General features: G+C 68.5%; 14 protein-coding genes. 4 read left to right on the top strand and 10 right to left on the bottom strand.

What is annotated here, in order from left to right; genetic code table 11:
- Positions 1–28: 28 nt before the first annotated feature.
- Entirely contained in the window at positions 29–721 is a 693-nt protein-coding gene (locus AACL56_RS24035) for a histidine phosphatase family protein (RefSeq protein ID WP_339092303.1), read from the top strand.
- A 13-nt stretch (positions 722–734) separates the two neighbouring features.
- Here AACL56_RS24035 and AACL56_RS24030 read toward each other — a convergent pair whose 3' ends face one another.
- The 3 genes from AACL56_RS24030 to AACL56_RS24020 all read right to left on the bottom strand — a co-directional run bounded on the left by AACL56_RS24030 (position 735) and on the right by AACL56_RS24020 (position 4,562).
- On the bottom strand, positions 735–2,330 hold the full coding sequence (locus AACL56_RS24030) for an N-acyl-D-amino-acid deacylase family protein (protein ID WP_339092302.1): 1,596 nt from the start codon (positions 2,328–2,330) through the stop codon (positions 735–737).
- A 134-nt stretch (positions 2,331–2,464) separates the two neighbouring features.
- Complete coding sequence (locus AACL56_RS24025) at positions 2,465–3,835, bottom strand: tetratricopeptide repeat protein (protein WP_339092301.1); 1,371 nt, start codon at positions 3,833–3,835, stop codon at positions 2,465–2,467.
- 328 nt (positions 3,836–4,163) lie between these two features.
- A complete protein-coding gene (locus tag AACL56_RS24020; protein WP_339092300.1) occupies positions 4,164–4,562 on the bottom strand; it encodes a tautomerase family protein in 399 nt (132 codons plus the stop codon).
- A gap of 111 nt (positions 4,563–4,673) precedes the next feature.
- Between AACL56_RS24020 and AACL56_RS24015 the strand changes: the two genes are divergently transcribed.
- Both AACL56_RS24015 and AACL56_RS24010 read left to right on the top strand, forming a co-directional pair.
- Complete coding sequence (locus tag AACL56_RS24015; protein ID WP_339092299.1) at positions 4,674–5,537, top strand: LysR substrate-binding domain-containing protein; 864 nt, start codon at positions 4,674–4,676, stop codon at positions 5,535–5,537.
- A gap of 51 nt (positions 5,538–5,588) precedes the next feature.
- The gene (locus AACL56_RS24010) at positions 5,589–6,215 is read left to right on the top strand and encodes a YitT family protein (protein ID WP_339092298.1); all 627 of its coding nucleotides are present in this window, start codon (positions 5,589–5,591) and stop codon (positions 6,213–6,215) included.
- Positions 6,216–6,282: 67 nt separating this feature from the next.
- On the opposite strand, the gene AACL56_RS24005 is transcribed toward AACL56_RS24010, so the two are convergent.
- The 7 genes from AACL56_RS24005 to AACL56_RS23975 form a co-directional block, all read right to left on the bottom strand.
- Positions 6,283–7,695, bottom strand: coding sequence for an amidase (locus AACL56_RS24005; protein WP_339092297.1), 1,413 nt, complete (start codon positions 7,693–7,695; stop codon positions 6,283–6,285).
- A 153-nt stretch (positions 7,696–7,848) separates the two neighbouring features.
- Positions 7,849–9,336 carry an ABC transporter substrate-binding protein gene (locus AACL56_RS24000; RefSeq protein WP_339092296.1) on the bottom strand — a complete coding sequence of 496 codons (1,488 nt, stop codon included), beginning with the start codon at positions 9,334–9,336 and terminating at the stop codon, positions 7,849–7,851.
- Between the two features lie 219 nt (positions 9,337–9,555).
- Positions 9,556–11,049 (bottom strand): ABC transporter substrate-binding protein, encoded by a 1,494-nt coding sequence (locus tag AACL56_RS23995; RefSeq protein ID WP_339092295.1) that lies wholly within the window; start codon positions 11,047–11,049, stop codon positions 9,556–9,558.
- Positions 11,050–11,168: 119 nt separating this feature from the next.
- Positions 11,169–11,999, bottom strand: a complete 831-nt coding sequence (locus AACL56_RS23990; RefSeq protein ID WP_339092294.1) for an ATP-binding cassette domain-containing protein — start codon at positions 11,997–11,999, stop codon at positions 11,169–11,171.
- Entirely contained in the window at positions 11,996–12,985 is a 990-nt protein-coding gene (locus AACL56_RS23985; protein WP_339092293.1) for an ABC transporter ATP-binding protein, read from the bottom strand. The genes AACL56_RS23990 and AACL56_RS23985 overlap by 4 nt, the downstream gene beginning before the upstream one ends.
- Positions 12,986–13,004: 19 nt before the next feature.
- Entirely contained in the window at positions 13,005–13,880 is an 876-nt protein-coding gene (locus AACL56_RS23980; RefSeq protein ID WP_339092292.1) for an ABC transporter permease, read from the bottom strand.
- On the bottom strand, positions 13,877–14,827 hold the full coding sequence (locus AACL56_RS23975; protein ID WP_339092291.1) for an ABC transporter permease: 951 nt from the start codon (positions 14,825–14,827) through the stop codon (positions 13,877–13,879). The genes AACL56_RS23980 and AACL56_RS23975 overlap by 4 nt, the downstream gene beginning before the upstream one ends.
- Before the next feature lie 104 nt (positions 14,828–14,931).
- Here AACL56_RS23975 and AACL56_RS23970 point away from each other — a divergent pair, with 104 nt between their 5' ends.
- The gene (locus AACL56_RS23970) at positions 14,932–15,195 is read left to right on the top strand and encodes a YfhL family 4Fe-4S dicluster ferredoxin (RefSeq protein ID WP_339092290.1); all 264 of its coding nucleotides are present in this window, start codon (positions 14,932–14,934) and stop codon (positions 15,193–15,195) included.
- Positions 15,196–15,220 lie beyond the last annotated feature (25 nt).

The following is a 15,220-nucleotide window of genomic DNA, read 5'->3' as shown; positions in this document are numbered from 1 at the left end:
TCACGCACAGGGTGGAAAATGGGCGCCAATGCCGACGCCCAAACCCGAATCCACCACCGACCTGATCCTCATCCGCCATGGCGAAACCGCCTGGAACCGCGAGCTTCGCTTCCAGGGCCACGCCGATGTCCCGCTCAACGACATCGGCCACGAACAGGCGCGCCGCCTCGGCCTGCGGCTGGCCGGCGAGACGGTGCAGCACATCCTGAGCAGCGACCTGATGCGCGCGCAGCAGACCGCCGCGCCCGCCGCGCAGCAGCTGTCGCTGCCGGTGGTCACGTCGGCGGGCCTGCGCGAACAGTTCTTCGGCGTGGTCGAGGGCATGCGCTCCGACGAGATCCAGAACCTGCATCCGCGTGCCTGGGAAGAGTGGCTGGAGTTCCGCGAGGACCACGCCATGCCCGAAGGCGAGACCGCGCGCGAGTTCCACACGCGCATCATCGCGGCGCTGGGCACCATCGCCACCGCGCACCGGGGGCAGCGCCTGATCGTGGTCACCCACGGCGGCGTGCTCGACATGGTGTGGCGCACCGCGCAGGGACTGAGCCTGAGCGGCCCGCGCCGCAGCGACATTCCCAATGCAGGCTTCAACCGCATCCGCATCGCCGATCCGGCCCGGCCGGACCACATCGAGATCGTCGAATGGGCCGACACGCGCCATCTGGCCGACCTGCCGCCGCAGCCCACCTACGACCAGACGCGGCACCTGAAGAAGGACTGAGGCCCGCGTTGCCTCAGCTGCAGCTGCCCGCCTTCGGCGTGCGCAGCAGCGGCTGCCCCGCGCCCACGCCGGTGGGCTTGCCGGCGTCGACCGCCAGCTGCCCGTTCACCAGCACCGTGACCACGCCTTCCGACAGCAGCGCCGGCTGCGTGTAGGTCGCCCGGGCCGCATAGCGCGCCGGATCGAACACCACCACGTCGGCGTAGTAGCCGGGGCGCAGGTGGCCGCGTTGTTTCAGGCCGAGCGTGTCGGCGGTGAGCGACGAGCTGCTGCGGATGAACTGCGCCAGCGAAATGGTGTGCTCCTTCACCACGTACTGGTCGTACTTGCGCGCGAAGGTGCCGTAGGCACGCGGATGGCCCTGCGACGAGTCGGAAGACGTCATGACCCATGGCCGCTTCATGAAGGCGCGCACGTCGTCGTCGCTCTGGTTGAACGAGGCGATCAGCAGGTCGCCGTCGCGCAGCACCGCCAGCGCGGCGTCGATCGGATCGGCGTTCGACGCCTTCGCCACGTCGGCCAGCGTCCTGCCCACGTACTTCGTGCTGCCGGCCGAGAACAGGATCGCCTCGGGGCCGCCGCGCAGCCGCAGGTTCTCGCGCATGTCCCTGCGAAGGCGCTCCTGCACGGCCGCATCGTCGAAGCGCTGCAGCATCGCGGTGCGCCCGCCCTCGTTGGCCCACGGCGGCAGCAGCGCGGCCGAGAAGCGCGTGCTCGAGGCGGTCCACGGGTAGTGGTCGGCCGTGATGTCGAGGCCGCCCGCGCGCTCCTTCTCGATGCGCCGGATGATGTCGCCGCTCTGCCCCTGCACGTCGACGCCCAGCGCCTTGATGTGCGCGACATGCACCGGCAGCTTCGCCTCGTGGCCGATGCGGATCACCTCGTCGATCGAACCCTTGAGGCCGATGTTGTACATCGACTCGTCGCGGATGTGGCTGTCGTACAGCCCGCCGTGGCGCGCGGCCACCTTCGCCAGCTCGATCACCTCCTCGGTCTTCGAGAAGTTCTGCGGCGTGTAGAAGAGCCCGGTCGACAGGCCCAGTGCGCCTTCGCACATGCCCTGGCTCACGCGCCGCTTCATCGCACCGAGCTGTTCGGCGGACGGTGCGCGGTTGGCCTCGCCCAGCTCGCTCATCCGCACCGGGCCGAAGCCCACGTACATGGCCACGTTGGTGCCCACCGGCGCGGCGCGCAGCTTCTGCGCCTGCGCTGCGATGTCGAAGCCGCCGAAGCCGTCGTTGCCGATCACCGCAGTGGTCACGCCCTGCGTGATGAACGGAATGTTCAGCCGCTTCTTCGGATCGTTCGAGTGCACGTCGGCATCGGCGTGCGTGTGCGCGTCGATGAAGCCGGGTGCGACCACCATGCCGGCGGCATCGATCACGCGCCTCGCACTGAACTGCGCCGGCGCCGTCCTGCCCGCGAACACGATGCGGTCGCCTGCGATGCCCACGTCGCCGACTTCGGGGGTGTCCGAATCGCCCGTGTAGACGGTGCCGCCGCGCAGCAGCAGGTCGAGCACCACAGGTGCGTCGCCGGCGGCGTGCAGGGCGCAGGAGAAGGGCGCGAGGGCCGCAAGAACGGCCAGCGAGACGAGGGACTTGTGCATGGGAAGGAAGGCCCGTGTAGGCGTCGTGTCGGAGGGAGCGGCCAGTTTAGGAGCCGCTTCCGGACCATCGCCAATTCCTTTTGCGCCATGTCCCATGACCTGGAGGCATGGACCGCACTGCCGGGCAGCCAGCCTCAGCCGCGTGTCGCGGTGCCTCCGGCAAGCTGGCCGAGGCCGAGCCGCGCATAGACCGCTGCGGCCTGCCGTCGCAGGCGCAGCGACTCCGGCTGGCCGTTGAGCTGCTGCTGCAGGATGCCTTGCGCGCCCGTCAGCGAAGCCTCGGTGCCGATGCACACGAGCGCGTCGAGATACACCTGCTCGAACAGGTCGCGCTGCGCATGGCTGCCGCCGATCTCGATCATCCGCGGCAGCACCGTGCCCAGCCCTTCGACGGCCGCCGCGAGATCGCCGCGCGCATGCGCCACCAGACCGTGCGCGGCGGGCACGCACACGCGCTGCCATGCGGCGCGCGTCGATGCGGGCGCTCCCGGCGCAAAGGCCTCGATGTTGCGCAGCAGGACGTCGGCCTCGGGCCGGCCGGCGCGCGCCAGGCCGTAGAGGTACTGCAGGTCGAGAAAGGGAAGCACGTGGTCGGCCTGGCGCTGCAGCAGGTACTGCGCCACGTCGTCCCAGCGGCGGCCCACGTCGATGCCGGCAAGCTCGAGGCGCGCGAGCAGCGACACCGCGCCGATCTGGTCCTGCGAGTAGTCCTTCACCACGCCCCACGCATGCTCGTCGTACACCGCGAGTGCTTCGGCATCGCGGCCCAGGTCGATCAGGAACAGCGCCACGTGCCACCAGTTGTGCGTGACCATGAACGAGTTGAGTCCGGTCCAGGTGTCGCTGACGCTTTCCATGAACGCCAGCCCTTCGGCGAGCCGCCCTTCGGTGAGCATCACGTGCGCAAGCGCGTGGTGCGCCCACGGCTCCTTGCGGCACATGGCGATCGCGCAGCGCGCGCTGGCCTCGGCCTCGCGCATCAGGTGGCACTGCTCGTAGCCGAAGGCGGCCATGCCGTGCACGTAGGGCACGTCGGCCGCATGAGGCAGCGCTGCCAGTGCCAGCCTGAGCATGCCGGGGCAGTCGCCCGTGTTGAAGCAGTGGTACTGGCCGAGCTTGACCGACACCAGGTCGCGCGGATGCTCTCGCGCCTGTTCGGCGTGCAGCTCGATGGCGGCCGCGATGTCGCCGTCGGCCCATGCCTCGATGGCCGCGATGTAGCGCTGCTCGCGCGGTGTGCAGCGTGATGCGCCGGCGCGGGTCTTTTCGAGGAACGGCCGCGCGTTGGCCACCGCCTCGCGCGATTCCGCAAACAGGTGCAGCGTGGCGCAGTAGGCCTGCACGATGGGGCTCGCATCGGTCGCCGCCACGGCCAGCAGGTTGACCGCGCGGGCCTCGGTCGAGATGAAGCCCATGACGAAGTCGTCGACCAGCGGCAGGCTGGCAGGATCGTCGAGGGTGAGGGAATTGCCGAGGCTGTCGGCGAGCGATGTTCCGTGGCGCATGGCGGCATCGTGCCACGCCCCGGAGAATTCAGGGCCTCCCGGCCTTTCACTGGCTGATCCCCGCTTCGCAATGCATGCGATTCCCCGTCGAAGCCAGGGACACCGAGCCCCCGCTCTGCAGGGCCGAGCCAGAAACACCGAGGAACCGGCTCTGCCGGGCCTCCGGTGTTGCCCCCGGTAGGGGGAAGGAGGAGCGACACGAAGTGCGCGCATCCTGGGGGCGAGCCGTGAACACCGAGGAACCGGCTCTGCCGGGCCTCCGGTGTTGCCCCCGGTAGGGGGAAGGAGGAGCGACACGAAGTGCGCGCATCCTGGGGGCGAGCCAAATCTACACACCGGCCTGCTGATGCCGGTACTCCTGGGTCTTGCCGCCATAGCCATAGGCCGCGCCGCGTGCATCGATGACGTGGATGTACGACACCTCGTGCAGGTCGGGCCGCAGCCTGGCCATGGCCGCGTGAACCTCGCGCAGGTAGCGCGCCTTCTCGGCCTTGGTGTTGGTCTCGTCGGTGATGCTGATGTCGAGGTGGAACGCAGACTTGCCGAGCGCCGCGAGCGACTGCCCGCCGATGAACCAGGCGTCGGCGGCGATGTACTGCACGGTGACGGCGATGACCGGCAGCTGCTTTCCGAGCACGCTCTGCGTGAGCTCGGCGACCGTGTCGACAGTCTTGCGGGTGAGGGCGGCGTCGGGTTGGCCGGAGAGGTGGACTACGATGTGTGGCATGGCTGGCTCCTGCATGAATGAGTGGTCGATGGGGTGATTGTGGGAATCACTTCATCATCGGAAAAGCGGGAAGATATGATGGATTCCATCGGATTAACGGATGGATGAGCCATGCAGGGTTTCGATCTGGAGCAACTTCGCACGCTGGCTGCGGTGGTCGACGCAGGCAGCCTCACGGCCGCCGCGCCACGCGTGTTCCTGTCGCAGTCTTCGGTGAGCGAGCAGGTCCGCAAGCTCGAGGAGCGCGCCGGTCAGTCGCTGCTCACGCGCAGCAAGGCAGGCGTTGCGCCCACCGAGGCGGGCCTGCGGCTGCTGGGCTATGCGCGGCGCATCCTGGCGCTGAGCGACGAGGCGTTCCGCGACCTGCACGGAGAAACGCTCGAAGGCGAGCTGCGCCTGGCGGTCACCGACTACTTCCGGCCCGGCGATCTCACGCAACTGCTGGCGCGGCTTGGCGAGAGTTATCCGCAGGTGCGGCTGCACGTGAGCATCCTGAAGAGCGATGCGATGCGCGCGGCCTATGCGCAGGGCGAGTTCGACGTGGGGTTGGCGATGAACGTCGCCGGCGTGTCAGCTGCCGATGCCCGGCCGGGCGCGGTGATCCGCCGCGAGTCGCTGGCCTGGCTCGGCGCGAGCGGCATGCGCGTCGTGCGCGGGGAGCCGGTGCGCCTGCTCGTGCTGCCCGAGACGTGTTCGCTGCACCAGTTCACGGTGGCGCTGCTGCGGCGGCGGCGCGTGCCTTATGTGCTGGCGCACGTGGCGTCGGGCGTGGCGGGGCTGCAATCGGCGTTGGCCGCCGGGCTCGGCGTGGCCTGCCTCAACGAGTCGGCCATCAGCGACGGCGTGGCGCGGCTCGCTGCGCCGCACGGCTTGCCGGCCTTGCCGCGGGTGGCGTTCCAGTTCATGCCGGGGCGCCGCGGCGAGACCGCGTTCGTCGCGCGGGCGCGCGAAATGCTGGCCACGCACCTCGTCTGACAAGCGCGCGCGCCGGCAGGGTGGCGCGGGATTTGCGTAAGACCATGCGCCATGAACGCGCCACCTCCCACGACCCCGCCGAGCCTGCTGCGCCATTCGCACCTCGACGACGCGCAGGCGATCTTCTCGGGCACGCTTTTCGTGGCCGTTGCCATGATGCTGTTCGGCCAGGCGGGCCTGCTCACGGGGGGCACGGCGGGCATCGCCTTCCTGCTGCACTACGCCACGGGTGCGAGCTTCGGCAAGCTGTTCTTCCTGGTCAACCTGCCGTTCTACGGATTCGCCTGGCACCGTATGGGGCGCGCATTCACCCTCAAGACCTTCTGCGCGATCGCGCTGCTGTCGTTGATGACAGACTGGGCCCCGCGCTACCTCTCGATCGGCCTGCTGCACCCGGCTTTCGCGGCCGTGCTCGGCGGCCTGATGCTAGGCACGGGCTGCCTGTTTCTTGCGCGCCACCGCGCCAGTCTGGGCGGCGCGACCGTGCTGACGCTCTACCTGCAGGACAGGCGCGGCTGGCCGGCGGGCAAGGTGCAGATCGGGATCGACTGCACGGTGGTGCTGCTGGCGCTGTTCGTGATTCCGCCCCAGCGCGTGGGGTGGTCGGTGATGGCGGCGGTGGTGATGGGGCTCTTTCTCTGGATCAACCACAAGCCGGGGCGCTACGCGGCGACCTGACCCGATGCCGTGCACCGAGGCGTGTGCACGGACGGGGCAGTGCGGTCGCGCCCGGTCAACCCGGGTTCTAGCGCCCGGGTGGCACGGGCCAGGGCCGTTGCGGCTCCCAGATCAGCTCGAAGGCCCGCGCCACGCGCAGCACGCCGAGGTCGTCGAAACGCTGGCCTGCAATCTGCAGACCGATCGGCAAGCCCGACGCCGAGTACCCGCAGTTCACCGAAGCGGCGGGCTGCTCGGACATGTTGAACGGCACGGTGAACCCGATGTGCTCCAGCGGGCGCAGCGGATCGTTGGTCGGCGAGGGCGCCTCCGCGGCGGCTGGCATGTTCGGCGACACGGGCGAGATCACGTAGTCATACCGCGCGCAGGCGGCCACGGTGGTCACGCGCGTGGTGTGGAACTGGCTGAAGCTGCGGAACACCTGCTCGCCGCTGAACTCCGCCGCGCTCTCCGCCCATGCGCGGATGTACGGCAGTACCTTGGCGCGCTGGTCGGCGCGCAGGCCCTTCATGTCCACCAGCGAGCGCGTGCGCCAGAAGTGGTCCATGCCGTCGAGCATGGCCTGCGACATGAAAGGCTGCATCGGCTCGATCACCGCGCCGGCTTTTTCGAGCAGGCGCGCTGCTTCTTCCACTGCCGCCTGGATCCCGGGTTCGACCGCCAAGCCGCAGCCGGCGTCGAGCAGCAGGCCGATGCGAAGCCCGCGCAGATGATCGGGCGAGACGTCGAAGCCGGCCCATTCGATGTCCTGCGGCGGCAGGCTCATGCTGTCGCGCGCGTCGGGCTTCGACAGGGCCTGCATCAGCAGTGCCGCGTCACCCACGGTGCGCGTCATCGGGCCGGCGGCGCGGCCCATGTAGGGCGGATCGATCGGGATGCGCCCGAGGCTCGGCTTCAGCGTGAACACGCCGCACCAGCTCGCGGGCAGGCGCAGCGAGCCGCCGATGTCCGTGCCCAGGTGCAGCGGGCCGTAGCCCGCCGCTGCCGCCGCGCCGGCGCCTGCGCTGGAACCGCCAGGGGTCAGCCTCAGGTCCCACGGATTGCGCGCCAGCGTGTGAAAGCTGGAGAGACCCGACGACAGCATGCCGTAGTCGGGCATGGTGGTCTTGCTCACGATCACCACGCCGGCTTCCTTCAGGCGCGCCGCGGGCGGCGCATCGGTAGGGGCGGGTTTCAAGTCGACGGCGGCGGTGCCCGCAGGCATCGGATCGCCGCGCGTCGCGATGTTCTCCTTGATGGTCGCCGGCACGCCGTCGAGCGGGCCGAGCGCATCGCCGCGCTGCCAGCGCGCTTCCGATGCCCGCGCCTGCTCGAGTGCAGCCTCGGGCCTGAAGAGCCAGGTGGCCTGCAGATGAGGCTCCCAGCGCTCCACCTGCGCGATCACCGCCTGCGTGACCTCCACCGGCGAGAGCTTGCGGTCGCGGTACGCGGCGGCGAGTTCCTGCGCGGAAAGCCCGATAAGCATGGCGGCATCGGACATCGGGTCACTCACTCAAGTCGTCGCACGACGCACGAGACCCGAAGGCCCGTTCGCGAAACACCGTGGAACCGGCTCCGCCGGACCACAGGTGTTGCTTCCGGTAGGCGGAAGGCGTAGCGACACGGAGCGTGCGAAGCCTGCGGGCGGGCTCGATCACCCCCACGACAGGGCGGAGAGGTCGTTCACGAAGATCGGGTTTTCCTTCCAGATGCCCTTGACGTTCTTCTTGGCGACGGTCGGGAACTGCGGCTGGTACAGGAAGCCGTTGGCCGCATCGGTGGCCAGCATCTTCTGCGCGTCGCCGAGCAGCTTGTTGCGCTCCGTGGCATTGGCCGTGGTCTTGATCTTGTCGAACAGCGCGTCGAAGGCCTTCGACTGGTAGCCCCAGTAGTAGTCCGACTTGGCGTAGTTGCCGAGGTCGAAGGGCTCGACGTGCGACACGATCGACAGGTCGTAGTCCTTGTTGCCGTAGGTGCCGCTGAGCCATTGCGCCCACTCGACGTTCTGCACCTTCACCACGATGCCGATCTTGGCGAGCTCGGCCACGATCACCTCGCCGCCCTGGCGCGCGTAAGGCGGCGGAGGCAGCGTCATCTTGAGTTCGAGCGGCGTCTTCACGCCGGCCTCGGCCAGCAGCTTCTTGGCCTTTTCGACGTCGAACGGGTTGATGCCGGTGGTGTCGACATAGCCCGCCGCGCCCGGCACGTAGTGGCTGCCGATGGGAACGCCGAACCCGTCGGCCGCGCCTTCGATCACGGCCTTGCGGTCGATGGCCGCGAGGATGGCGCGGCGCACGCGCACGTCGTCCAGCGGCTTCTTGCGGTTGTTGATCGACAGGATGGTCTTGGCGCGCGAACCGGCCAGGATGGTCTGGAACTGCGGGTTCATCTTGAACTGCGGCACCACGCGCGTGCCGATGCGCGGGAACACGTCGACGTCGCCCGACAGCATGGCCGCGGCCTGCGCGGCCGTGTCGGAGATGAAGCGGAAGGTGACCTTGTTGATCTTGGCCGTGGCCGGGCTGCGGAACCCGTCCCACTTGCTCAGCGTGAGCGACGAGCCCTTGGCCCAGTTGTCGAGCTTGTAGGGGCCGGTGCCCACCGGCTTGGTGGCGTTGCCCTCGGCGCTCTTGGGCTCGACGATCACGGCCGTGGCCTGGCCCAGCACGAAGGGCAGGTCGGGATCGATCTCCTTGTTGATCACGACCACCGTGTAGTCGTCCACCACCTGCGTGCTCAGGTTGGCGAAGGTGCGCTTGTCCTTGTTGGTGCTCTTCTCGCCGCCGGCGCGGTCGAACGAGAACTTGACGGCAGCGGCGTTGAACGGCTCGCCGTTCTGGTACTTCACGCCGCGCTTGAGCTTGAAGGTGTAGGTCTTCAGGTCGGGCGAGACTTCCCAGCTCTCGGCCAGCAGCGGCGTGACGCTGCCGTCGGCGTTGATCTTGGTGAGCGTCTCGAGGATGTTGTACTGCACCACCTCGGCGATGGCGGCGGCGGCGCCCGAGGTCGGGTCCAGGCCCGGCGGTTCGAGCGCCATGCCGATCACGATGGCGTCCTTCCTGCCCTGCGCCATGCCGGCGAGCGGGGTGGCCAGCGCAACGGTGGCGCCAGCGGTGGTGAGGAGGGTGCGGCGGTTCAACATACGTGTGATCTCCGGAAAAACAGGCCAGGTTCGAAAGACTGCTTCGGCGCGCGCCGTGCCCCGAAGGAAGGCGCCACGCCACGAAAGACACGACACGCAGCACGAAAGATGCCACGTGCGCAGCCGGTCATTCTCTCGCAGCGCACCCGCCGCCGTGCGGCCCGCGCGCCGGTTTTTCCTCGGGGGCTTCCCGTAGGCGCGCGCCCTGCGGCGCGCGCTTCAGGCCCAGGAAAGAGCCGCGATGTCGTTCACGAAGATCGGCGCGTCCTTCCACAGACCGCGCAGGTTGCGCGCCGCCACCGTGATGAACTGCGGCTGGAACAGGAACACGTTGGCCGAGTCCTCCGCCAGCAGCCGCTGCGCGTCGCCCAGGTAGCGCAGCCGGTCGGCGGGGCGTGCGGCGTTGCGCGCCTTGTCGAACACCTCGTTGAACTTCGCGGACTGGTAGCCCCAGTAGTACTCGGGCTTGGTGTAGTTCACGAGGTCGAACGGCTCGACGTGCAGGATCAGCGAGAGGTCGTAGTTCTTGTTGCCGTAGGTGCCGCTGATCCATTGCGCCCATTCGACGTTCTGGATCTTCGCGACGATGCCGATCTTGGCCAGCTGCGCGGCGATGAGCTCGCCGCCCTGTCGCGCGTAGGGTGGCGGGGGCAGCACCAGGTCGAGTTCGAGCGGCGTCTTCACGCCGGCCTCGGCCAGCAGCTTCTTCGCCTTCTCGACGTCGAACGGGTTGATGCCGGTGGTGTCCACGTAGCCGGGCGCGCCGGGCGCGTAGTGGCTGCCGATGGGAATGCCGCGGCCGTCTGCGGCGGCGTCGATCACGGCCTTGCGGTCGATGGCCGCGGCGATGGCGCGGCGCACGCGCACGTCGTCCAGCGGCTTGCGCTTGTTGTTGATGGCCAGGATGGTCTTGCCGCGCGAGGCGTTGAAGACGATCTGGAAGCGCTTGTCGTTCTGGAACTGCGACAGGCTGCGCGACACCGACGCATGCGGGAACAGGTCGACGTCGTTCGACAGCAGCGCCGCGGTCTGCGCGGCCGGCTCGGAGATGAAGCGGAAGCTCGCCTTGCGGATCTGCACCGCATCGGCGCTTCGGTAGCCGTCCCACTTGGCCAGGACGATGCCCGAGCCCTTGGCCCAGTTGTCGAGCCTGTAGGGGCCGGTGCCGACCGGCTTCGTGGCGTTGGTCTCCACGGTCTTGGGTTCGACCAGGATGGCCGAGGCCTGGCCCAGCAGGAACAGCAGGTCGGGCTCGATCTCCTTGTTGATCAGCACCACCGTGTGTTCGTCGACCACCTGCGTGGTGATGTTGGTGAAGGTGCGCTTGTCCTTGTTGGTGCTGTTGGCAGCGGCCGCGCGCTCGAAGGAGAACTTCACGCTCTGTGCGTTGAACGGCTCGCCGTTCTGGAACTTCACGCCGCGCTTGAGCCTGAAGGTGTAGGTCTTCAGGTCGGGCGAGATGTCCCAGGCTTCGGCCAGCAGCGGCGTGACGCTGCCATCGGAATTGATCTTGGTGAGTGTCTCGAAGACGGTGTAGAGCACCACCTCTGCGATCTCGGCGCCGGCCTTGGCCGTGGGGTCGAGGCCCGTGGGTTCCAGCGTGAGGCCGATGACCAGCGCGTCCTTCTTGCGCTGTGCGAGCGCAAGCGTGGGCAGTGCCAGCGGTGTGAGGGCTGCAGCGCCGGTGGCGAGCAGGGTGCGTCGTTTGAGCATGAAGCGATGTCCTCCGAACAAGGGGCAGGCATCATCCGCGACACCGGCGGCGCGCGCAACCAGATGCTTATGACCGACTCATCCTAAGCATCGTCGCATAGCGGCGCGACGCCGCGGTGTCAGGCCGGCAGCAGCGTGCCGCCGGTGGGTGTGCGCGGCACCGCTTCGAGGAGCGTTCGCGTGTACGGGTGCTGTGCATGCTGGAACAGCTCGGCAGGCCGGCCCTGCTCGACGATTTTTCCCTTCCACACCACGCAGACTTCGTCGCACAGGTGGTTGACCACCGCGAGGTCGTGGCTGATGAGCAGGTAGCTCACGCCGAACTGCTGCTGCAGGTCCTGCATGAGGTTGAGCACCTGCGCCTGCACCGACACGTCGAGTGCGCTCACCGGCTCGTCGGCCACGATGAGCTTGGGGCGCGTGATGAGCGCGCGCGCGATGGCGATGCGCTGGCGCTGGCCGCCCGAGAACTCGTGCGGATACTTGTCCATGTCGGTGGTGCGCAGGCCGACGGCGGCGAGCGCCTCGGACGCGCGCTCGCGTTGCTCGGCTCGGCTGGTCTCGGCCAGTGCCTCCAGCGGCTCGGCCACGATGCGCGCGACGGTCTGGCGCGGGTCGAGCGAGCCGTAGGGGTCCTGGAACACCATCTGGAAGTCGCGCCGCGCGGTGCGCAGCTCGGACTTCGATAGCGCATGCAGGTCGCGGCCCTCGAGCGAGACAGTGCCCGAGGTGGGCGTGTCGAGCGCCATCACGAGACGCGCGATGGTCGACTTGCCCGAGCCCGATTCGCCGACGATGCCCACGCTCTGGCCGGCCTGTACCTCGAAGCTCACGCCGTTGAGGGCCTTCACCGTCGGCGGCGGGCCGAAGAGTTTCTCTCGCGGCAATGCGTAGTGCCGCACCAGGTCGGTGACCTGCAGCAGCGGGGCGGCTGTGTCCGAAGCGCTCATGGTGCGACAGCCTCTTGCGCTGCGATCTCATCGAGCCTGATGCAGCGCACCGCATGGTCGTGCGGCAGCATCGTGGCCGGCGGCTTCGTGGTCCTGCAGGCGTCGACGGTGTAGCTGCAGCGGCCTGCGAACGGGCAACCGGGCGGCAGGTCGACCAGTTCGGGCACGCTGCCCTTGATGGTGGCCAAGCGCAGCCCGCGCGGTGCGCCGATGGCGGGGCGCGCGGCGAACAGGCCCTGGGTGTAGGGGTGCGCGCGGCGCGCGAACACCGCCTCTGTCGGGCCGCTCTCGACCACGCTGCCGCCATACATCACGAGCATCTTCGAGACCGTCTGCGCGATCACGCCGAGGTCGTGCGAGATCAGGATCAGCGCCATGCCGCGCTCGGCGACGAGGCTCTGGATGAGCTCGAGGATCTGCTTCTGGATCGTGACGTCGAGCGCGGTGGTGGGTTCGTCGGCGATCAGCAGGTCGGGACCGCAGGCGAGCGCCATCGCGATGCCGATGCGTTGGCGCTGGCCGCCGGAGAACTGGTGCGGATACGCGTCGAGCCGCGAGGCCGCGTCGGGAATGCCCACGCGCTCGAGCAGCGCGAGCACTTCCTTGCGCGCGTCGGCCTTCGACAAGCCGCGGTGCAGCCGCAGCGGCTCGCCCACCTGGCGCGCGATGGTATGCACCGGGTTCAGCGCCGTCATCGGCTCCTGGAAGATCATGCCGATGCGGTTTCCGCGGATCTGGCACATCGACTTCTCGTCGCGGCCCACCAGCTCGGTGCCGTCGAACATGATGCTGCCGGTGACCTTCGCGGTCGAGGGCAGCAGACCCATCAGCGACATCACGGTGATCGACTTGCCGCAGCCCGATTCGCCGACGATGCCCAGCGTTTCGCCGCGCTCGAGCGTGAAGTCGATGCCGCGCACCGCTTCGGCGGGGCCGCGTTGCGTCTGCAGCTGGATGTGGAGGTCCTTGACCTGGAGGAGTGGCATCTTGCTTACGTACCTCGCTTCACCTGGCGCGCGCCAGCCGTGGATCGAGCAGGTCGCGCAGGCCGTCGCCCAGCAGGTTCAGCCCGAGCACCGCGAAGGCGATGGCCATGCCGGGGAACACCGCGAGCAGCGGCGACTGGAACATCATCGTCTGCGCCTCGCTGAGCATGCGGCCCCACGAGGGTTGCGGCGGCTGCGTGCCTAGGCCAAGGTAGGAGAGGGCGGCCTCGGCCAGGATGGCGATGGCGAAGCGGATGGTGATCTGCACGATCAGCACCGCCGAGATGTTCGGCAGCACGTGCTGCATGGTGATGGCGAACGAACCCTTGCCGCAGGCGCGCGCGGCGGTCACGTACTCGCGCGACCAGATCGCATTCGCCGACGCGCGCGTGATGCGTGCGAAGGTCGGGATGTTGTAGATGCCGATGGCGATGATCGCGTTGACGATGCCGGCGCCGAACACGGCGGTCATCATGATCGCGCTGAGGATCGCGGGGAACGCCAGCGAGAAGTCGGTGAGCCGCATGATGGCTTCCTCGACCCAGCCGCGCCTGGCGGCGGCCAGCAGGCCCAGCGCGGTGCCCACCACGAGGCCGATGCCCACGGCGATCACGCCCACCAAGATCGATGCGCGCGCGCCCACGAGCAGCAGCGACGCCACGTCGCGGCCATAGGTGTCGGTGCCCAGCCAGTGCGAGCCGGTCGGCGGCTTGAGCTTGTTGGCCATGTCCATGTCGTAGGGCGACCACGGCGTCCACACCAGCGAGATGCCGGCGGCCAGCAGCAGGAGCAGCGTCAGCACGCCGCCCAGCACGAAGCTGCGGTGGTGCAGTGCGCGGCGCCAGAAGCCCGGCACCTTGAGCGCGGCCGCGCTCGGGGCGGTCACGGTGCTCATATGTCGCTGGCCTTGATGCGCGGGTCGATCACGGCATACAGCACGTCGACCACGAAGTTCACGATGACCACCATGGCCGCCAGCAGCATCACGCAGTTGCGCACCACGATCAGGTCGCGGTTGCTGATGGCCTGGAAGATGAGGCGGCCCAGCCCCGGCAGGTAGAACACGTTCTCCACCACGATGGTGCCGGCCAGCAGCTCGGAGAACTGCATGCCCATGACCGTGATGACCGGGATCATCGCGTTGCGCAGCACGTGGGTCCACAGCACCATGCGCTGCGACACGCCCTTGGCGCGCGCGGTGCGAACGAAGTCCTCGCGCATCACCTCGAGCACCGCCGAGCGCGTGATGCGCGCGAGGATCGCGGCCTGCACCACGGCCAGCGACAGGGCCGGCAGCAGCAGCGACTTGATGCCCGCGAAGACGCCGTCGCCCCAGCCCTCGAAGCCGCCGGCGGAGAACCACTGCAGCTGCACCGAGAACACCAGGATCAGAAGGATCGCGAACCAGAAGTTCGGAATGGCGATGCCGACCTGGGCCATGCCCATCAGCCCGACGTCGCCGAGCTTGTTGTGGCGCGCCGCGGCCGTCACGCCGACCAGCAGCGCGATGACGACGGTGAGCGCCATCGCCATCATGGCCAGGGGTACGGTGAGCGCGAGGCGCTCCAGGATCAGGTCGAGCACCGGGGAGCTGTAGGCGTAGCTGTCGCCGAGGTTGCCGGTGAGCAGGCCGCCGATCCAGTGCCAGTAGCGCGTCCAGGCGGGCAGGTCGAGGCCGAGCTTGGTGGCCAGCGCCGCCACGGCCTCGGGCGAGGCGTCGGGGCCCATGAGCATCTGCGCGGCATTGCCGGGCAGGATCTCCAGGACGAGGAAGACGATGACCGAGGCGCCGATCAAGGTGCCGATCAGCGTGGCAAGGCGCTTTATTAGGAACAGACTCATGGGGCGGGGCGCAGCATAACTGACTCGTGCAACAAGTGTGCCGGGAATGTGGCCTTTGTCATTCAGGCGCCACCCGGCCGTCGTGCCCCGCGATAATCGGTGGCATGGCCCTCATGATCACCGACGAATGCGTCAACTGCGATGTCTGCGAGCCCGAGTGCCCGAACGATGCGATCTACATGGGCGAGGCCTATTACGAGATCGACCCGCACAAGTGCACCGAATGCGTCGGTCATTTCGACGAGCCGCAGTGCGTGCAGATTTGTCCGGTGGCCTGCATCCCCGTGAATCCGGAGCATGTGGAAAGCCGCGAGACGCTGATGCAGAAGTACCAGCGCCTCACGGCGATCAAGGTGACCTCCGCCTAGCCGAGGCCTTCGGGCGTCTGGCCCT

It is taken from the genome of Variovorax paradoxus (assembly GCF_902712855.1).
In the GTDB taxonomy this organism is placed as follows: domain Bacteria; phylum Pseudomonadota; class Gammaproteobacteria; order Burkholderiales; family Burkholderiaceae_C; genus Variovorax; species Variovorax paradoxus_Q.
This window is presented reverse-complemented; position numbering and strand designations above follow the sequence as displayed.